Origin of the sequence: Candidatus Ruminimicrobium bovinum, from assembly GCF_902760015.1 — a bacterium.
Taxonomy (GTDB): domain Bacteria; phylum Elusimicrobiota; class Endomicrobiia; order Endomicrobiales; family Endomicrobiaceae; genus Ruminimicrobium; species Ruminimicrobium bovinum.
Genome location: NZ_CACWEU010000213.1, coordinates 1 through 18,534, shown reverse-complemented (window position 1 = coordinate 18,534; position 18,534 = coordinate 1). Strand labels below are relative to the sequence as shown.

20 protein-coding genes are annotated in these 18,534 nt (G+C 24.4%); 15 read left to right on the top strand and 5 right to left on the bottom strand.

The annotated features are described in order from the left end of the window. Nucleotides 1–481 (top strand): DUF4143 domain-containing protein (locus ACMUOV_RS07205; RefSeq protein ID WP_413854445.1); only part of this gene is annotated, 481 nt, incomplete at its 5' end. Between the two features lie 73 nt (nt 482–554). Here ACMUOV_RS07205 and ACMUOV_RS07200 read toward each other — a convergent pair. Next, nucleotides 555–1,988: an ATP-dependent DNA helicase gene (locus ACMUOV_RS07200; protein WP_413854443.1), complete on the bottom strand. Its 1,434-nt coding sequence runs from the start codon at nt 1,986–1,988 to the stop codon at nt 555–557. 277 nt (nt 1,989–2,265) lie between these two features. On the opposite strand from ACMUOV_RS07200, the gene ACMUOV_RS07195 reads away from it, so the two are divergent. From ACMUOV_RS07195 to ACMUOV_RS07165, 7 genes are all read left to right on the top strand, one after another. Continuing rightward, the gene (locus tag ACMUOV_RS07195; RefSeq protein WP_413854441.1) at nt 2,266–3,609 is read left to right on the top strand and encodes a tetratricopeptide repeat protein; all 1,344 of its coding nucleotides are present in this window, start codon (nt 2,266–2,268) and stop codon (nt 3,607–3,609) included. Between the two features lies 1 nt (nt 3,610). Next, entirely contained in the window at nt 3,611–4,186 is a 576-nt protein-coding gene (locus tag ACMUOV_RS07190; RefSeq protein ID WP_413854439.1) for a hypothetical protein, read from the top strand. 85 nt (nt 4,187–4,271) lie between these two features. Beyond that, nucleotides 4,272–4,928, top strand: coding sequence for a hypothetical protein (locus tag ACMUOV_RS07185; protein WP_413854438.1), 657 nt, complete (start codon nt 4,272–4,274; stop codon nt 4,926–4,928). A gap of 79 nt (nt 4,929–5,007) precedes the next feature. Further along, nucleotides 5,008–6,669 carry an ankyrin repeat domain-containing protein gene (locus tag ACMUOV_RS07180; protein WP_413854437.1) on the top strand — a complete coding sequence of 554 codons (1,662 nt, stop codon included), beginning with the start codon at nt 5,008–5,010 and terminating at the stop codon, nt 6,667–6,669. 16 nt (nt 6,670–6,685) lie between these two features. Then, nucleotides 6,686–6,880 (top strand): hypothetical protein, encoded by a 195-nt coding sequence (locus ACMUOV_RS07175; RefSeq protein WP_413854436.1) that lies wholly within the window; start codon nt 6,686–6,688, stop codon nt 6,878–6,880. A gap of 20 nt (nt 6,881–6,900) precedes the next feature. Beyond that, entirely contained in the window at nt 6,901–7,185 is a 285-nt protein-coding gene (locus ACMUOV_RS07170) for a hypothetical protein (RefSeq protein ID WP_413854435.1), read from the top strand. Between the two features lie 80 nt (nt 7,186–7,265). After that, nucleotides 7,266–7,697, top strand: a complete 432-nt coding sequence (locus ACMUOV_RS07165) for a hypothetical protein (RefSeq protein ID WP_413854434.1) — start codon at nt 7,266–7,268, stop codon at nt 7,695–7,697. Between the two features lie 352 nt (nt 7,698–8,049). Here ACMUOV_RS07165 and ACMUOV_RS07160 read toward each other — a convergent pair whose 3' ends face one another. Both ACMUOV_RS07160 and ACMUOV_RS07155 read right to left on the bottom strand, forming a co-directional pair. Beyond that, nucleotides 8,050–8,796, bottom strand: a complete 747-nt coding sequence (locus tag ACMUOV_RS07160) for a DUF3800 domain-containing protein (RefSeq protein WP_413854433.1) — start codon at nt 8,794–8,796, stop codon at nt 8,050–8,052. A 224-nt stretch (nt 8,797–9,020) separates the two neighbouring features. After that, entirely contained in the window at nt 9,021–9,362 is a 342-nt protein-coding gene (locus ACMUOV_RS07155) for a helix-turn-helix domain-containing protein (protein WP_413854432.1), read from the bottom strand. A gap of 170 nt (nt 9,363–9,532) precedes the next feature. On the opposite strand from ACMUOV_RS07155, the gene ACMUOV_RS07150 reads away from it, so the two are divergent. From ACMUOV_RS07150 to ACMUOV_RS07140, 3 genes are read left to right on the top strand one after another with little or no spacing between them, the layout of a single operon-like run. Next, nucleotides 9,533–9,772, top strand: coding sequence for a hypothetical protein (locus tag ACMUOV_RS07150; protein ID WP_413854431.1), 240 nt, complete (start codon nt 9,533–9,535; stop codon nt 9,770–9,772). Between the two features lie 6 nt (nt 9,773–9,778). Further along, nucleotides 9,779–10,147, top strand: coding sequence for a hypothetical protein (locus ACMUOV_RS07145; protein WP_413854430.1), 369 nt, complete (start codon nt 9,779–9,781; stop codon nt 10,145–10,147). A gap of 28 nt (nt 10,148–10,175) precedes the next feature. After that, nucleotides 10,176–11,570 carry a hypothetical protein gene (locus ACMUOV_RS07140; protein WP_413854429.1) on the top strand — a complete coding sequence of 465 codons (1,395 nt, stop codon included), beginning with the start codon at nt 10,176–10,178 and terminating at the stop codon, nt 11,568–11,570. A gap of 206 nt (nt 11,571–11,776) precedes the next feature. Here ACMUOV_RS07140 and ACMUOV_RS07135 read toward each other — a convergent pair whose 3' ends face one another. Then, on the bottom strand, nt 11,777–12,625 hold the full coding sequence (locus tag ACMUOV_RS07135; RefSeq protein ID WP_413854428.1) for a nucleotidyl transferase AbiEii/AbiGii toxin family protein: 849 nt from the start codon (nt 12,623–12,625) through the stop codon (nt 11,777–11,779). Further along, nucleotides 12,622–13,209 carry a type IV toxin-antitoxin system AbiEi family antitoxin domain-containing protein gene (locus ACMUOV_RS07130; RefSeq protein WP_413854427.1) on the bottom strand — a complete coding sequence of 196 codons (588 nt, stop codon included), beginning with the start codon at nt 13,207–13,209 and terminating at the stop codon, nt 12,622–12,624. The genes ACMUOV_RS07135 and ACMUOV_RS07130 overlap by 4 nt, the downstream gene beginning before the upstream one ends. A gap of 267 nt (nt 13,210–13,476) precedes the next feature. On the opposite strand from ACMUOV_RS07130, the gene ACMUOV_RS07125 reads away from it, so the two are divergent. From ACMUOV_RS07125 to ACMUOV_RS07110, 4 genes are all read left to right on the top strand, one after another. Continuing rightward, the gene (locus tag ACMUOV_RS07125; RefSeq protein WP_413854426.1) at nt 13,477–14,721 is read left to right on the top strand and encodes an ATP-binding protein; all 1,245 of its coding nucleotides are present in this window, start codon (nt 13,477–13,479) and stop codon (nt 14,719–14,721) included. Between the two features lie 616 nt (nt 14,722–15,337). Then, the gene (locus ACMUOV_RS07120) at nt 15,338–15,919 is read left to right on the top strand and encodes a type IV toxin-antitoxin system AbiEi family antitoxin domain-containing protein (protein ID WP_413854425.1); all 582 of its coding nucleotides are present in this window, start codon (nt 15,338–15,340) and stop codon (nt 15,917–15,919) included. Continuing rightward, entirely contained in the window at nt 15,912–16,607 is a 696-nt protein-coding gene (locus ACMUOV_RS07115; RefSeq protein ID WP_413854424.1) for a nucleotidyl transferase AbiEii/AbiGii toxin family protein, read from the top strand. The genes ACMUOV_RS07120 and ACMUOV_RS07115 overlap by 8 nt, the downstream gene beginning before the upstream one ends. A gap of 618 nt (nt 16,608–17,225) precedes the next feature. Next, nucleotides 17,226–18,353, top strand: coding sequence for an ATP-binding protein (locus ACMUOV_RS07110; protein ID WP_413854423.1), 1,128 nt, complete (start codon nt 17,226–17,228; stop codon nt 18,351–18,353). The last annotated feature ends 181 nt before the right edge of the window (nt 18,354–18,534 follow it).

Here is an 18,534-nt window from a genome sequence, read left to right as displayed (position 1 = left end):
AAGTATTACAAGTAAAAATAATAATGTAATAGAAAATTACATAGCACTTTTTGAGAAAGCATTTATATTTTATAAAGTTAAAAGATATGATATTAAAGGTAAAGAATTATTAAACAGTCTCGAAAAATATTATATAGTTGATAGCGGACTACGGACGCATATATTGGGAAGGTTATCCGATACGGGAAGAGTTATTGAAAACATAGTTTATTTTGAACTTTTAAGAAGAGGATATAAAGTATCTGTTGGAAAATTTTACGACAATGAAATAGATTTTATTGCTTATAATGAAAAAGAAAAATTATATATACAAGTTTGTGAAGATATAACAACGGAAAAAACAAAAAATCGTGAAATAACTCCTTTAGAAAAAATAAAAGACAGTTTTCCTAAAATTATATTGACGACAAATGAAATTGAAGTTCAAACAACAGGCACGGGAATTCAAATTATAAGTTTAACAGATTGGTTGTTGAAATAAAATTTTAACCGTTAAAAAAAACTACAGCCATAATTTGATATGGCTGTATTTTCTTTTATCTAAAAATAAGCACTTAAACCGCATCTTCAAAGAAAGAGTTTTTATCTTGTTCCAAAACGGTATTAATTTTTTGTTGAACATCCAATAGTTGTTTTATTTTATCGTCAACAATAATATCTTTTAGCTGTATAGGAATAACCAAGTTTATACCTTGTATACTTGTGCATCTGCTTATTGCGACATAAGTTTGTCCGCTTGCAAAAGCCCCTTTTGTTCCTAAATCCACAAGTATTTTATCAAAAGTTTTACCTTGACTTTTATGTATGGTTATAGCCCATGCCAACCTTATTGGATATTGTTTAAAACTTGCAACTTTAACTTTAACATAATCTTGTTCTTGTTCGCTCCAAACAGTTTCATACATTGCCCATTCATTTCTTTCTACATTTACTATATGCCCGTTATCAAGTTTAACTGTAATAGTTGAATTAAAAAAAGATTTTCTGTTTATATTTATTCTTGTAACCGTTCCCATTGTTCCGTTGATGTATTTACCGTCCGAATCATTAATTAACATCATTATTCTTGCACCAACTCTTAAGGTTATTGTTTGTTCTGTCGGGTAATCGTTAGGTTTTATTTTATCTCTGTTTCCTTCAATTATTGCATAAAATTCCTGTTCCGTGGCTTTGTTAAGTTTTTGTAATTCTTGCTTGTTATAATTGTTTGCAGTTTCATTCATGGTTGTTAATTTTATTACCGAAGGAATATTTTCCATTGTTGTTTGCTTATTTAATATATCTATTTCAGTTTGTGAAATGTTGTTTTCCCTCATATCGTTTAAAATATTTATAAATTGTTCATCTTTTTGTCTGTAAATTTTGTCAAAGTTTATAATGTGTAAATAACTTTTCCTTAAACAAAAAGAACTTAAAAAGTAGCAAGAGTCATATTTTTTCGGCCTTCTTTTAGCTGTAATTAAATTTATTATTTCATCTTCCGTTTGCGGCAATTCTCCTGTAAATTGGTCTGCTTCATCATTTTTTACAACAGGCGGAAGTTGATATAAATCACCTATAAATACCATTTGTATTCCTGCAAAAGCTATCATTTTCTTTTCTTCGGCAGAAGCATTAATTCTTAAGAATTTATCTATACAATCCAACAAATCTGCTCTTAACATAGAAGCTTCATCTATGATTATGGTATCTAAATGTTGGTATTTTGCTATTTGTGACGGATCTGTTTTATAAATTCTTGAGTAACTTACATCTCTGCCGAAATGGAAAAACGAATGTATTGTTTGCCCGCCTGCATTTAATGCGGCAACACCTGTTGTTGCCAACACTACAAACTTTTTGTTTTTCTTTTTTAACTCTTCAGTTGCTAACTTTAAAAATGTTGTTTTACCTGTTCCTGCTTTTCCGGTGATAAAAACATTTTCATTTGTGTTCAATAATAAATCCAATGCTTTACTAAAATCTTGATTAATTTCAATTTTGTTCATTTTTTTCTCCTTTTTTATTTTGTGCCTACACTTTATATGAATATCTTCATATTTCTGACACATTTTTCTTTTTGTTTATTGTTTTAATTTTTTCCTTGCACTAATAGAAAAGTATTGGCAAAATATGACAATTTTTCTTTTTTGTCATAATTAGCCAATAATTCTTATTTTGTATAAGCAAGAAATGTGAAATTTAAAATGTTTTGGGTGTTGTGTCACAATTTGTCAATTATATTGTATGTTTAGGAAATTAAAATAAAGCAGTAAGAGAAAACAAATGAACATTTTAGGAAACAATAACAACAAAAAAACAGAAACATGGCAAAAAATATTTTTATTTTCATACATATTATTACTTTCAACATTAATTGGTTTATCAATTGAAATATTATTTGAACATTCTGATTTTTTATTTTTGAAATCAAACGAAGAAATTAAACAATATATTGATAATAACACGAATATAATAGAAAAAACAGCATTTTACTTAGCCAAAAAAGGTAATTTGGAAGTAATAAAATATTTAATAGAAGAAAAAAATTTAGATGTTAATATTAAAGATAAATCCGGAGAAACAATTTTATTTAATGCTTGCGAAAGCGGTAATTTAGAACTTGTGAAATATTTAGTTGAAGAGAAAAGATTAAATGTTAATGCTGAAAATATTGCAGGACAAATTGCTTTGTATAAAGCTTATAAAAGCGGTAATTCAAAAATTGCAGAATATCTTTTGAAACAAGGAAATGTAGAAACTCTTGAATATTTAAAAAAACATGGACTTGAAATAAAGCCAAAGGATTATATTCCTGCTTATTGGCATAGAGCAATAAACAGATATAAATTAGAGCAATTTGACGAAGCAATTAAAGATTTCGACAAAGTAATAGAACTTGACCCTAATTTTATTTCTGCTTATTACAATCGAGGAAATGCTAAACAAATGTTAAAACAACATGAACAAGCAATCAAAGACTACGACAAAGTAATAAAACTTTATCCAAAAAAAGCCATTGTATACAACTATAGAGGATTTAGTAAATATTATTTAAAACAATATGAACAAGCAATTAAAGATTATAACAAAGCAATAGAACTTGACCCAAAATATCTTTTTGCCTATTACAACAGAGGTTTTGCCAAATATATGTTAAAGAAATATGACGAAGCAATTAAAGATTATGACACAATAATTAAATTTAATCCTAAATACAGTTATGCTTATTATTATCGGGCAGTTCTTAAACAAAATTTAAAACAATACAACGAAGCAATTGATGATTATAATAAAGCAATAGAATACGAACAAAATAAAGTTCAAGCTTATAATCAAATAACTTATTGCTATTTATATACAAACCAACCGGAAAAAGCATTAGAGAGCATAAAAAAGGCATTGGAATTGGAACCTGATAATGCAATGTATATTGATACCTTAGGCGATGTTTATAAATATATTAAAGATTATTATAAAGCAATAGAACAATACAAAAAAGCAATAAATATAAATAAAAAACAAACAGCATCATATAACAATCTGATTGAAATTTATAAAACATTAGGAAAAGAAAAAGAAGCAAAAGAAATTGAAGAAAAATTAAATGAAATAAAACAGGAGGAGTAAAATGGTAGGTTCTTTAGAGTATTATATTGGATCGTTTGTAAATTCTTTAATTTGTTTAGTTATTACACATTTTGTTTTTATAACGGTTGTATTTAGTTTTTCATTTATTATTTCTTGGCTAATATTTTATTTGATGTTTTCAACAAAAAGAAAAAATAAAAATAAGCCGGATAAAAGTATTTTGGAAAATGAATTTATAAATGAAATAAAGATTGATAATAAAGTAATAAAAATATGGCAAAAAATATTGTTATTTTTATATATAGTATTAACTATAGTAGCGATAGAATTATCAATTTATCATCATAATGTGTATCCTTTTAGAATGCCAAAAATGTTGATATTGATATTTCTTGTTATTATGGATGGACAATTGATGTTTTATTTTTACAAACTTCTTATTAAATATAAAAACAGGTTTATAAATAAGTATCGTAATCGTAATATTATAATACGGACAGTATTTTTTTTATGGATTCCGATTTTATTAATCGTTTTTAAGATTTTTTCAAATTATTCAATTTATTTAGGTATAAGCAATTTATTTAAAAAATTATTTTCATATATTTTCCTTTAATATAAAACGAATTCTTTTGGCTTTAAGTGTCATAAAGTGTAAATTTAGTATATAAAAGTTTAAATAAAACAGGAGAATAATTAAAATGGGAAAAATTAAAATTGCAGGTTGCGGCAGTAGCGGAAGAAATATTTTAAATCGTTTGATTGAAGGAAAAATTGACTTCGAACAAATTGAATTCTATTTGATAAATAGTGATGCGGCTTCACTAAAAAAATCAAAAATTAAAAATAAAATTTTAATAGGAGACGGTTTGGGTTGTGCTTGTAGTATAAAGAGAGCAAAACAATATTTAGAACAAGCAAATAACGAAATCAGAAACATGTTGACAGATACGGATTTGTTAATTCTTACAACCGGTATGGGTGGAGGAATGGGAACGGCTGCTGTTTGTGAAATTGCAAAAATAGCAAAAGAACAAAATATTCCGACAATAGCCGCTGTTACAACACCATTTACCTTTGAAGGTTTAGCAAGAATAACTAATGCAGAAAACGGAATAAAAGAATTAAAAGAATATACAAATACAATTTTTGTTTTTAAAAACGATAATATTTTTAATTATATTAACGAAAAAGAAGATACATCTTGTGAAAAACTTTTTAACTTTATAGATAGTGTTATGGAAGAAATAATAAACTCAATAATAACAACAATAAAAAATAAAAATAATATTGATATTAATGATTTAAAAATATTAATAGAAAAAAGCTCAAATATAATAATATTAAAAAAAGTGTAAGAAACATCGAATTAATGGATATAATGTCATAATTTGCCAATTTAATTATATGTGTAGGAAATGAAATTTTGAGGGGTTTATGAATAACAAAAATTTATATGAAAAATTATTTAAAAATTGTAAAAACGGAAATATTGAAGCGGTTAAATTTTTAATAAAAAACGATTTGGATATAAATTATAAAGATAAAGAAGGCAAAACTGCTTTGTTTTATGCTCGTAATAATTTAGATATAGTGAAATATTTAGTAGAACACGGAGCCGATGTTAATATTAAAAATAATTCAGGTGATTCGATTTTATTTTATGCTTGTTTTACAGAAAATTTTGAGTTAATTAAATATTTAGCAGAAGAAACAAATGCAAAAATTAATGACACCTATGATGATGGAAATATTATTTTATTTCGTTTTTTAGCAACACTTAATTTTGAAACAATAAAGATTTTAGTAAAAAAAGGTTTGAATATATATCAAAAAAGTGTTTTTGGATCGTCCGCTTTGTTTTTTGCTTGTTATAACAAAGATTTAAGGATAATAAAATATTTAGTTGAAGAAAAAAAATTAAATGTTAATGTTAAAAATAAAGCAGGAGAAACAGCTTTATTTGAAGCATGTAAAGCGGGAAATTTAGAAATTGTTAAATATTTAGAAAAATGTGGATTAGACATTAATGTTAAAAATAAAGCAGGAGAAACAGTATTATTTGCTGCTTATAGTAGTAAAAAATTAGAACTAATAAAATATTTGATAGAAGAGAAAAAGTTGAATGTTAATGCTAAAAACAACTATGGAAAAACAATTTTATCCAAATATTGGATAAGATATAATTTGGAACTTGTAAAATATTTAGTCGAAATTGGAGCTGATGTTATTAATGAAAGAGGATTCCTTTCCAATGCTTGTAAAAATGGAAATTTAGAGTTAGTGAAATATTTAGTAGAACACGGAGCCGATGTTAATATTAAAAACAATAATGGAGAAACTGTTTTATTTGATTCTTGTGAAAGTGAAAATTTGGAACTAATAAAATATTTGGTAGAAGAGAAAAATTTGAATGTTAATGCTAAAAACGACTATGGAGAAACAGCTTTGTTTAAAGCATGTAAAACAGGAAAGTTAGAAATAGTTAAATATTTAATAAAACAAGGAATTGATATTAATGCTAAAGATGAAAATGGATTAACTGTATTATTTTTTGCTTATAAGAAAAAGAATTTAGAGATAGTTAAATATTTAGCAAAATTATTTGATGCCGGTTATAAAAAAAGTTTGAAATTAAATAATTTTTTAATAGAGAATGAGGAGCATGAAACTGATATTAATGCTAAAAATGAATTTGGAGAAACAATTTTATTTAATGCTTGTTTTGAAGGTGATTTAGATATTGTTAAATATTTAGTTGAAGAAAAGAAATTAGATATTAATGTTAAAGATAAAAACGGACTTTCTCCTTTGTTTTCTGCTGTTATTACTGCATGTTGTTTTAATGAAAAAATAGATATAGTGAAATATTTAATAGAACACGGAGCCGATATTAATGCTAAATCTAATAAAGGTGAAACTGTTTTATTTTTTTGTTTTTATAATGGTGGGTTTATGGAATTAGTGAAATATTTTATATCTAAAGGACTTGATATTAATGTTAGAAATAACGAAGGTAAAACGGAATTATGGTATGCCAAACAAAGTAAAAACGAAAAAATAATTAAATATTTAAAAAGTATCGGAGCAAAAGAATAAAAAAAGGAGGATTAAAATGGACCCGATAATACCATTTATAATAATGTTTACAATTTGTTGTGCAATTGTTGCTGTAGGCTTATTTGCAGGTACATTTTTAGTATCTTTTGTAATAGTTAAAATATGGCAGTTTTTTGTCGGCAAACAAGCAGAAAGAAATGTTGAAAAATATCTTAAAAACAATCCTGATTTATTTAAGGATGATAAATAATAATAAGGGAGAATAAAAAAATGAAAAAAATATTATTAAGTTTGTATTTAGTTTGTCAGGCAATTATGCCGGCTTATTGTGATAGCGGCGATATAGAAACTTTATGGTATCTGTTTAAAATGTTGTTAGTGATAATTTCTCCATTTGTAATATTATTTATAATTGTTTTTTTAATGTCTCTTCTGTTAGAGTGGTATGCAAGCGATGTCGAGAACCATCCTGAAAGAAGACTTATAGTTATTATAATGGATATTATTTTGGGCATATTAACTTTAGGTACTATATGGCTTAATAAAAGAAAATAATGTAGTAAAGAGTTTATAATAAAATGCTAAAATACTAAACAGGGTGAATTATATAAAAAAAATAATGGAGGAGAGCAAAAATGCTTTTTCAAACTAATTTACAAAAAGAAAAAAATGAAGAAAAAGAAGATGAAAAAACTAAAGAACTTTATAGAAAAGTAAGTGATTTTTTGGGATTAGATAAAAAAGGGATAATTGCTATAGATATTTATGATGTTAAAGCTATTTTAAAAGATTCAAAAAAATTTATTATGACTATGGACGAAGATGAAAGTTTAGCAAAAGCATTTTCAAAAGCTATAGAAAAAGAACCTGAAATTAAAAATGCAACAAGTTTATTGATAAATATATTTTATCCGCAAAACAATCCTATAACATCAAAAGATTTGACTGCATTCAACGAAATTTGTAAAGCCGAATTTAAAAAATGTGTATTTATCAAACGAGGCGAAGTTGTTGACAACAACCTTAACACAGCTAAAAAAATAGCCATCCTCGCAACTTTTAATTAACAAATATATTTATAAAACACCCTAAAATAACTTAGGGTGTTTTTTGCCAATAAGGATATGGCAAATAAAATTTAACAATAGTTAATAAATTTGTAAAACAAATTTTTAAAACACTTCAGTTTACCTTAAACTATCTGACCTTTAACAATAATTTCAGTCGGCAAATGCTTCGTTTCTGCTCAAAAATTAAAAGTTTTGAATTGCTAAAAAGATTGTGTCATCCCGCACTTGATGCGATATCTTGTCGTTAAAAATGTGGTTGATTTTTTTATAAATATGGTATATAATATGGGTACGTCGAGACTGTGTCTTATCACAGGTTTGAGTTTTTACTCAACTCGACGTCTTTTTTTTATGGTTCTTTAGGAAATTTTACTATTCCGTAACCTAATACTTTGCCATCTTTATTGCGGATATTATTTTTTATTTGCTTATAGTATTTATCGTCGTCTTTTTCTATTTTCCTAAAAATCGCACCGGCTACAATATCGGCAAATTGGATACCAACACTTAAATGAGACGGAGCGATAAACAGCCCTTCTATTAAATTGTTGAATTTAGAATTGTTTTCTCTGTCTGCAATCATCAAATTATGATGTAAAGTCCTTAATCGGTTATCTTCAAATGATAATCTATTGTCTATTATAACAAGTCCATTAAATTCTGCACCTGATGTTCTTGATAAATCTTGTAGATAATATTGAAATCTTTCAACCGCTTGTTTATAACTATACCAATATAAATCATCTTTACTTTTTATATACGAAAGTTTATATGCTTCTTCAACATTAGTTACTGTCGATATAATTTTTATAGATTTATATGATGTAATAATGCTATATAATTTTGAACGAACTTCGTCCTTTTCTTCAAAAGTAAGATGTTTTAATCCGTTTTCTTCATCTTTATTATTAGGTGAAAAATATCTCCATTTTATTTCGGAGTTAATATTATATTCTTTCTTTAAATTTCTTAATTTTTTATATATTTCTTTCCAATGATTTTCCGGTATAATAACACCACCGATAACAAAATATTTTGAATGTTTTTTATCTTCAGGTACTATTGTTCCGGATTCGTCAATAAAAAATAAATGCATTTAATCCTCTAAATTTATAATAAATTTAACAATTAGTATTCTATAAAAAATAAGTAATAAAGTGTAAATAAAAAAATTAAAATTATTATTATTCTTCTTATAACATTTCTTCAAAACCAACTTTAAAATCCTAAAAAGATTTAGTAAACACTGTTCACGAAATTGGTACAGCAGTATAATTATTATTTGAATATTAAAAATATCATATTGTTTATTATTAAAGATTATTTGATTAGTTTTATTGCAGATTTAATAATATCAACGATTTGTTTTTGTTGCTTTTTGGATAATGTAGAAAATAAATATTTAACTGAATTTATTATACTATCATCAATTGTTGAATTATTATGGGTGTTTCTTATTAAATTATCACAAGATGTATTAAGAGCTTTTGCTATTTTTATAAATGTGTCCAAACTTGGTTTTGATGTGTTTCTTTCTATACTACTTAAAAACTTTGTTCCTATTTCTGCTCTACAAGCAACTTCCTCTTGAGTTAAAGATAATTTCTTTCTCTCTTCTTTAATTCTCTTACTTATTGTAGTATAAATATCTTCTTTAAACATTTGTAGTTATTCTCCCAAAAATACTTCTTAATTTTTACATTTTTTTTAAATTTTTAATACTACTTATAAGTAGATTATTAGTTCTATTTATAAGTTGATAAATTGATTTAAAATTGATAGTATATGTTTCGAATAGTAGTTTTAAAAAATTTTAAAATTAAGGGAAAAAAATGAGTGAATGTAAATATTTAAAAATAGAAATTATTGAAAAGAAAACTTTAGGTAATCCTATTTATGGGCAAAATAGGATTTGTAAAATAAAAGAAGAAAAGATTGATACAGAAAAAATAGAATCTATATTAAGTAAAGAAATAGAAAAAGGATGTCTTGGTGGTGGATCTGGTGTAAAATTTTGCTTGTTTAATAGATTAGAAGACTGTCCTTGTAACGAAAATAATAAAAAAGGATAGTTTCTTATGAAAAACAAAAGATTTTTATTATCAAAATTCTATAAAAACTATAAAAGTGTAATATTTGATAATGAAGGAAATAAAAAAAAATTGAAAGAAATTGTAAATAAATTATTACCTTATATTATGGAAAATGAAAATTTAGAAAAAATTATTATTAACAAATTTTATTATTGTTTAAAAGGATTTAAAGAAGGTATTACAAAAGAAAAGATGAAATCAGGAATAAAGAATTGTATATATATTTTTGGTGATGAAATTCTCGGGAAATTAAGTAAAAAGTATATTTCTGATGATGAAATTAACACTTATTTATTTCCTTTGATTAATGAATTAAATTTGCAAAATATTATTGCTTGTGTAGGTGGAATATAATTTAATCAATATAATTAAAAGGTCAACAATGAAAAAAATAATTTTATTAATATTATGTTTATTTATTTTTAATGTTTTTGTAGATGCAAGAGTATTATATCAATATAAAGGTAATAAAAATTCTATAGTTAAAAATTATAAATTAAAAGAAATAAGCAATATAGGAATATTTAAAGAAAGTTTTGATATAGAAGGTTATTTGTTAGACATAGATGAACAACCAATAAAAAATAAAGATATTTACATATACAGTGCATTAAAAGAATATGAAGAAGGTTCAACAATAATAAAAACAAATGCAAAAGGAAAGTTTAAAGGAAAATTTAGTATCAAAAAGAAACTTAATTCAACTCCCAATCCTAAATTAAATATAACTTTTGTGCCTATGGAACAATATGAGTCTCTTTTATATTTACAAAAAAGAGGAGAAGATATAAAGAAAAAGATTTATAATCCAATAGGTTTATTTTTTTTTGATTCTAATAAATCCGAAAGTGTTGATATTAAAATTTTAAGCAATAAAGGTGAAAAGATAAAAACGACAGAATTAACATCAAATAATATAATTCTAAAAACAATTAAACTTTCAGGAAAATATTTTAGACAACAAAAGGAAAATGCTTTATTGGAAGTAAAAAATAAACTAAAAGAAAACAATATTAACAATGTAAATGTAGAAGCAACAATATTGGATTCGGATGAAATTTTAAAAAACAATTGGCAGGATATTATTGAAGATATTATAGGACGAGAACTTGAAAAAAGAAAAGCATTAACAGAAGCAAAGAAGGAGTTAAAAGCAAATAGTTTTAAAATAACTGCAGAAGAAGCGATATTAAATTCAAATGGAGAATTAGAAGATAATTATCAAAGTATTGTAGATGCATTAGTATCAGCTAAAACGAGATTAAAAAGGACAGGCATTAATAATATAGATATAGAAGAAGAATTTATGTTATCAATCAGGCCGGCAATAATTAGGAATAATTATTCTTGGGATTATTCTTTAGAATGCAAAATAAAAGAAGAAGCTTTTAAACAAGCAAGGATAAAACTTAAAAACAAAAAAACAATAGATGGTTATGATTATGATGATTACGATATAGAAAAAATCATTTGTGAACAAGATGAATCTTTTTTAGATAGAAAAGAATTTAAAAAAGTAAAAGATAATTGGAAACAATTACTAAATAAAGAAATTCAAAAAGTAAAACAACAAAAATGGCAAACGAAAAATGAAATAAAAAGATGGAAAAAAAGTGCACATGTTGTTGAACAATATTTATATAACAGATGCCCGAACTGTTTTAGATGGTCTTTAGGATATACTTTATTAATGAAGACCGGAGATAGATATCACAGTTATGCAATATGGTATTGTCCGGAATGTCAATATTACAGAGAACAACTTAACGGATTTTAGTAAGTTTTTATTTAAAACCGTTCCGGCTGTTGCAATTAAATAAATTTCAAATAGCAAAAAAATTTTTTAAAGTTCGTTGCCGTTTGTCATGTAAACTTTAAGCTATCAGCTCTAAGCTCTAAACTAAAAATTTATTCTATAAATTTTTTTAAAACACTTCAGTTTGCCTCAAAAGTAGTTATTAAAATTTGATATTTAAGAGTATATTAATTTATACTGAATAAAGAAAATATAAAATCTTTGATAAATAAAACGATTTGCTTAAAAGAAATTTCAATATCAATATCGTTGTTTTTTAAAAATGCTTTCCATTGCTTATTTTTATCTATATCGTTATAAAAATTTACAGTAAAAATTTCAGAAGTAAAATCTAAATTTGTTTTTCTTCTTTCAAAAGTACTTATTATTGATTTTTTCAAATCTTCTCTGTTAATGTCACAAGTTTTTATTATTGTATATACATCATAAAAATCTTTCATTCTGCTATTAATTATTGATAAACTTATCATTGCTTCAAATTTTTCAGCAATAATTGTTTCTATACAATATGCTTTTACTTTTGTTTCTTTATCCCCAAATATTGACGGATATTCAACTACTCTTGCTCTCGGATAAACAAAATCTCCAAAACCTAAATCTATTCTTAATTGTTTTTTTATTTTTCCTATCAATCCGTTGAAAGTTACACGAATTCCTTTATAATTTGAATCTTCTATTATGTTTTTTACTATTATGGTCTTTGTATCAAATAATACACCGTCTTCGATTTTAGTTGATAAAATATCAATAAAAATATTTTTTATAATGTCAGGTTCATTTTTTAGTCTTCTAATTAAAAAATCAATATCAATAGTAGGTCTTGATTTGGGAATATCTATAGTTATAAGCAAAAGCCCGCCTTTTAACAAAAAATTATTTTTATATTTAGATATTGAAAGCCTATATAAAAAACTTTCCTGTAAATATCTTAAAATAATCAGGTTAAAATCAACTTTTTTGTTTTTAGACAAGTTAAATAATTTTGCTCTTATTGATTCGGATAAATTTTTAATCATAATTTTGCCGTTAACCAGGATGTTAATATTTTTTCAACTTTTAACTGTTTAGCAATTTTTATTAATTTAGATATATTTTTGTTTTTTAGTTTTAAATACTCATTAAAACTTTCTTTTAATATATCTATTCCTATCTTATTTCTATATTTAAAACAATCGCAAATTGTTCGTTCAATATCATAAATTTTAAAACTATACTTGCCTTCTTTTATTACATTAATATTTGTTTTATAAATATTATCTTTCATATAAAATACTTGATACTTTTGATAAAACTCCTGCGGTTTTCTAATCCCTCTCGGTAAAGAAATTGTTATTTTTTTCGGAATAAATGTTGTTAATTTATAGTAAACTAATGCCGATAACAAACAAATTACTCCTTTTGGCATAGCCATTGATATATCTATAAAATTTTGTTCTTTTAAATTTGTATCAATTTTTCTGTATAATCCATGTTTTATTTTTATTAATTTATCAATATCACATAATAATTTAATATCTTTGTTATACAACCCCAAAGACAATAAATCTTTCGTCGTAGTATAATTTTTTATTTTGTTTAAATTAAAATTTATATTTTTCATAATCTACATACATATTATAAAAAATGTATGTAAATTGCAAATAAAATTTTTTACAGGATCTTTTTGGCTTTATAATTTTTTAATTATAAATCGCTGTTTTGAGTTGTTTAAAAACGGCAAATGCTTCGTTTCAGCTCAAAATTTGAAAAGTTTTTTGTAAAAGTTGGTTGTTGACTTTTAAATAAAATAAAAATATACTAATTGTTGTCTACTTCGCAAAAAGGTATAAATACGAATTTTTGCGGAGTGTAAGAAGGGATGCTGAAAATGGAAATTAAAAGAAATTTTTATTTGCAACAATTAATTGATAGTCAGGATAACGGGTTAGTAAAAATAATTACCGGTATACGCAGGTGCGGTAAATCTTATTTGTTAAACGATATATTTGTTAATTATTTAAAAAAGAAAAAAGTAAAAGATTCTCATATTGTAAAAATTGATTTTGATTCTCCCGTTAATAAAAAATATTATGAACCCGCAGTATTGTATAATTATTTGAAAAGTTTAATAAAAGATAAAAATAAATATTATTTTTTATTGGACGAAATTCAACTTGTTAAAGAATTTGAATCCGTTCTAAACGGTTTGTTAAGAATAAGAAATACGGATATATATGTAACAGGAAGTAATTCAAAATTTCTGTCGTCTGATGTTATTACGGAATTTAGAGGCAGGGGTGATGAAATAAGAATTTATCCTCTATCTTTTTCGGAAATGTCTTCTGTATATAAAGATATCAATTTAGCTTGGGAAGATTACTATACTTACGGAGGTTTGCCATCCGTAGTGTTGGAAAAAAAACAAGAAAAGAAAATTAATTATTTGAAATATCAGGCAAACAATGTTTATTTAAATGATGTCATTGAAAGAAATAATCTTAAACATCAAGAAGTTTTAACAACATTAACAAAAATTATTTCCTCAAATATAGGTTCGTTGACCAATCCTAAAAAATTAGCGAATACTTTTAAAAGTAAAAATATTTTAGCTTCGGATAAAACTATAGCTTTGTATTTGGGTTATTTAGAAAATGCTTTTTTGATAGAAAAATCAAAAAGATATGATATTAAAGGTAAAAAATATATTAATACTCCGTTAAAATATTATTTTACCGATATCGGAATAAGAAATTGTTTGTTAAATTTCAGTCAACAGGAAGAAACTCATTTAATGGAGAATATTATTTACAATGAATTGTTAATAAGAGGATTTAATGTTGATATCGGAGTTGTTGAATACAATACAAAAAAAGATAATAAAAATATCAAAAAACAATTAGAAATAGATTTTGTATGCATTAAAGGTAATAACAAATATTATATACAATCCGCTTTTGCAATTCCCGATGAAGAAAAAATGAAACAGGAAACGACTCCGTTACTTAAAGTTAATGATGCTTTTAAAAAAATTGTAATAGTTAAAAACAGTATTAAAATGTGGAAAAATGAATATGGAGTATTGATAATGGATATTCAGGATTTTTTACTTAATCCGAATAGTTTAGATTTGTAGATAAAAATGTGATTTTATAAAACGAGGCGAAGTTGTTGACAACAACCTTAATACAGTTAAAAAAATTGCCATCCTTGTAACTTTTAATTAACAAATATATTTATAAAACACCCTAAAATAACTTAGGGCGTTTTTTGCCAATAAGGATATAGTAAATAAAAATTTAACAATCGTCAATAAATTTGTAAAACAAATTAGTTTCCCTTAAACTCTCCGGTGTTTAACGCTCAAAATATATAGTGAAATTTTATTGTCGTATAACATAATTTTTGATATAATCAAAAACAATCTTACAATTTACAACAACAAGAACTTAATAAAGAATCTGTAATATATAATGATAAACAAAGAAATTTATTTTGGGATTTAGAAGAAAATAAAAAAACTTCGGAAACTTTGCATCAAACAAATGACGTCTTCTCCGAAAGCAACAATAGCACAATAAAAATCCGATTAATGTCAATCAAAAAATTTATCAATTCAATTCATATTACCCAAAATAACAATAGAACATTTGAACCAAAATCTATAAAATACAGTTACTTAGTGCATTTTTTGTAAAATATGCTATATTTAAGTTGTAAGTTGCCAAAAACGATTACTTGTAACTTATAAAATGAACAAACAAAACTATTTATTAGATTTAATAAAACTAAACAAAACTGTTTTTACAATAAAAGAAATTTCTTTGTTGTGGAACAGTTCAGATAATAATTTTATAAAAGAAAAATTATACAGATATACAAAATCAAATAAACTTTTTAGAATAAGAAAGGGAATATATTCAAAAGATAAAAAGTTTGAAACTAACGAACTTGCAACAAAAATATTTACACCGGCTTACATAAGTTTTGAAACGGTATTGGCTAAAGAAGGATTGATATTTCAATATTATAGTCAAATTTTTTCTGCATCTTATCAAACAAAAAAAATAACGGTATTAAACCAAGAATATGTTTACAGAAAAATAAAAAATGAAATATTGGTAAATATAAAAGGAATAGAAAATAAAAATAATTACAGTATCGCAACAAAAGAACGAGCATTTCTCGATATGATATATATAAACAAAAATTTTTATTTTGATAATTTATCCGTTTTGAATTGGGATAAAGTTTTTGATTTGTTACCGATATATAATAACAAAGCAATGCAAAAAACAGTTAATAAATATTATAAGGAAAATAAAAATGATTGATATTTCCACACACAGAACAATTTTATTACAAATATTAAAAGATATTTATACGGACACATCAATTGCAACTTATTTGGGGTTTAAAGGCGAGACTGCTTGTTTATTGTTTTACGAATTAGACAGATTTTCCGTGGATTTGGATTTTGATTTATTAGATACAAAACAAAAAGATTTTGTGTTTAACCGAATAGACAAAATTCTATTAAAGTACGGAACATTAAAAGAAAAATTACAAAAAAGATACAGCTTGTTTTTCTTATTGGATTATTCCGGCAGAAAAGGAAACTCACCGAATATAAAGGTTGAAATAAATACAAGAAATTTCGGAGCAAAATACGAAGTGCTTTCTTTACTTGGTATATCAATGAAAGTTATGGTGAAAGAAGATTTGTTGGCAAATAAACTTGTTGCAATGTTTGAAAGAATAAATAAAGCTACAAGAGATATTTATGATGTGTATTTCTTTTTAAACAAAAGATGGAATGTTAACAAAAACATAATAGAACAAAGAACAAAATTAAAATATGAAGATTTTATAAACAAGTGTATTGCTTTGTTGGAAAAAGTAAGTAATAATTCCTTATTATTTGGTATGGGTGAACTTATTAACGATAAACAAAAGATTTGGGTAAAAAACAACCTTATAAAAGAAACAATATTTCTATTGAAATTGCAGTTAAGCAAATAAATTTTAATAATATCAATAATAAAATTAATTTCTCTTTTTTCTCTATCTCTGTATTGATATAAAGTATAATCGAACAAAAATATCAATAGAAAGCAGACAAAATTGTCAATTGAAAGCGGTCAAAAACATCAATTATAAGAAAGATTATGAAATGACGTCTTCTCCGAAAGCAACAATAGCACAATATAAAATCCGATTAATGTCAATCAAAAAATTTATCAATTCAGTTTTTATTAACTAAAACAACAAAAAAAATAACAATTGTTAAAAAAGTTTTTGATAAATTTATATAAAAACTTGCAAAAATTTGAAAGTTTTTAATATTTTCATATAAAAACTTTATTATTTTAACAACCTTAACACAGTTGGTACAAGAAATACAACCAATATTATAATAGATACCAAAATAGAAAAGTTGCTTGATTTACAAGCTAAAATAAATGAAATAATCAATAATATGGTAGTTTAGCAGACAGATATTAATGATAAATTTACCGATGAATAAATATATTGAGTTATACTAAAAGAATATGTTTTAATATCAAAATTTGACTTAATTTTAATAATATAATATCATTTTTAATATAAAATTTGATATTATAATATAAAAGAGAGTTTATGATTAAAAGAAAAATAAAAGAACTTATTACAGCAAGTTTATTTAAAAATAAAGTGGTTATTGTTTACGGTGCAAGGCAGGTTGGTAAAACAACACTTGTCAAAGATATTTTAAAAGATTTTTCAAAGGATGGTAAATATATAAGTTGCGAATTATTATCTGCACAAAGAGGTTTGTCCGTATTAGAACCGGAACAAATAAAAGCATTTTTAGGACAATACAAATTAATAGTTTTAGATGAAGCACAAGATATAACCAATATAGGAAAAGTTTTAAAAGTAATAGTTGATTTTTTGCCTGATATTCAAATTATTGCAACCGGTTCATCAAGTTTTGATTTATCAAATAAAATATCAGAGCCGTTAACAGGTAGAAATATTACTTTTCAGTTGCCGGCATTATCTTTGCAGGAAATAGTAAATGATTCCGATGCTATTGATGTTAATTCAAAATTGGAACTTTTATTAAGGTTCGGTTTATATCCTGAAATTTATACCTTACCTGATGAAGAATCTAAAATAGCAAGATTAAACGAAATTGCAAATAATTATTTATATAAAGATGTTTTGGAGTTTGATAAAATAAGACATTCCGATACAATATCAAAATTAGTTCAATTGTTGGCATTACAAATTGGACAGGAAGTTTCTTTACAGGAACTTGCAACACAATTAGGAATAAACAGATTAACAGTAGAGAAATATATAGATTTATTGGAAAAAAGTTTTGTAATTTTTAAATTGAAATCTTTTTCGAAAAATAAAAGAAAAGAAATTTCTAAAAATTTTAAAGTTTATTTTTATGATTTGGGAATAAGAAATTCAATAATTCAGAATTTTAATCAGTTGGATTTAAGACAAGATACAGGTGCAATATGGGAAAATTTCTGTATATTGGAAAGGAAAAAATATCTTTTACAAGTTGCACCTTACAGACAAACTTATTTTTACAGAACTTATTCCGGAGAAGAAGTTGATTATATTGAAGAAATATCAGGTAAAATAACAGCTTATCAATTTAAATGGAACGATAAAAAAAATATAAAAAAATTATTAACATTTACAAAAACTTATAATACACAAATAAATAAAATTACTCCAATGAATTATTTTGATTTTATTAAATAAATCTTAATTTTATCCCAATAAACTATCGGGCTTTGATTGTAAATTTTTCTAATTCCTTAAAGTCCTTTCTTTTACTCCTAATATTTCTTCCATCTCTTTATATTTTATTCCTTTTGCTTTTAACTTCTTTGCTTTTTGCAATATTTCATATCTTTCTATTACTATCTGTTGTTTGGTCTTT

Bases quoted from the DNA above. Each gene is read 5' to 3' on its own strand.
- ACMUOV_RS07115 (WP_413854424.1), top strand. From the start codon at position 15,912: ATGATTGATATTTCCACACACAGAACAATTTTATTACAAATATTAAAA.
- ACMUOV_RS07110 (WP_413854423.1), top strand. From the start codon at position 17,226: ATGATTAAAAGAAAAATAAAAGAACTTATTACAGCAAGTTTATTTAAA.
- ACMUOV_RS07140 (WP_413854429.1), top strand. From the start codon at position 10,176: ATGAAAAAAATAATTTTATTAATATTATGTTTATTTATTTTTAATGTT.
- ACMUOV_RS07130 (WP_413854427.1), bottom strand. From the start codon at position 13,209: ATGAAAAATATAAATTTTAATTTAAACAAAATAAAAAATTATACTACG.
- ACMUOV_RS07170 (WP_413854435.1), top strand. From the start codon at position 6,901: ATGAAAAAAATATTATTAAGTTTGTATTTAGTTTGTCAGGCAATTATG.
- ACMUOV_RS07150 (WP_413854431.1), top strand. From the start codon at position 9,533: ATGAGTGAATGTAAATATTTAAAAATAGAAATTATTGAAAAGAAAACT.
- ACMUOV_RS07185 (WP_413854438.1), top strand. From the start codon at position 4,272: ATGGGAAAAATTAAAATTGCAGGTTGCGGCAGTAGCGGAAGAAATATT.
- ACMUOV_RS07155 (WP_413854432.1), bottom strand. From the start codon at position 9,362: ATGTTTAAAGAAGATATTTATACTACAATAAGTAAGAGAATTAAAGAA.
- ACMUOV_RS07190 (WP_413854439.1), top strand. From the start codon at position 3,611: ATGGTAGGTTCTTTAGAGTATTATATTGGATCGTTTGTAAATTCTTTA.
- ACMUOV_RS07145 (WP_413854430.1), top strand. From the start codon at position 9,779: ATGAAAAACAAAAGATTTTTATTATCAAAATTCTATAAAAACTATAAA.
- ACMUOV_RS07200 (WP_413854443.1), bottom strand. From the start codon at position 1,988: ATGAACAAAATTGAAATTAATCAAGATTTTAGTAAAGCATTGGATTTA.
- ACMUOV_RS07165 (WP_413854434.1), top strand. From the start codon at position 7,266: ATGCTTTTTCAAACTAATTTACAAAAAGAAAAAAATGAAGAAAAAGAA.
- ACMUOV_RS07135 (WP_413854428.1), bottom strand. From the start codon at position 12,625: ATGATTAAAAATTTATCCGAATCAATAAGAGCAAAATTATTTAACTTG.
- ACMUOV_RS07160 (WP_413854433.1), bottom strand. From the start codon at position 8,796: ATGCATTTATTTTTTATTGACGAATCCGGAACAATAGTACCTGAAGAT.
- ACMUOV_RS07175 (WP_413854436.1), top strand. From the start codon at position 6,686: ATGGACCCGATAATACCATTTATAATAATGTTTACAATTTGTTGTGCA.
- ACMUOV_RS07180 (WP_413854437.1), top strand. From the start codon at position 5,008: ATGAATAACAAAAATTTATATGAAAAATTATTTAAAAATTGTAAAAAC.
- ACMUOV_RS07120 (WP_413854425.1), top strand. From the start codon at position 15,338: ATGAACAAACAAAACTATTTATTAGATTTAATAAAACTAAACAAAACT.
- ACMUOV_RS07125 (WP_413854426.1), top strand. From the start codon at position 13,477: ATGGAAATTAAAAGAAATTTTTATTTGCAACAATTAATTGATAGTCAG.
- ACMUOV_RS07195 (WP_413854441.1), top strand. From the start codon at position 2,266: ATGAACATTTTAGGAAACAATAACAACAAAAAAACAGAAACATGGCAA.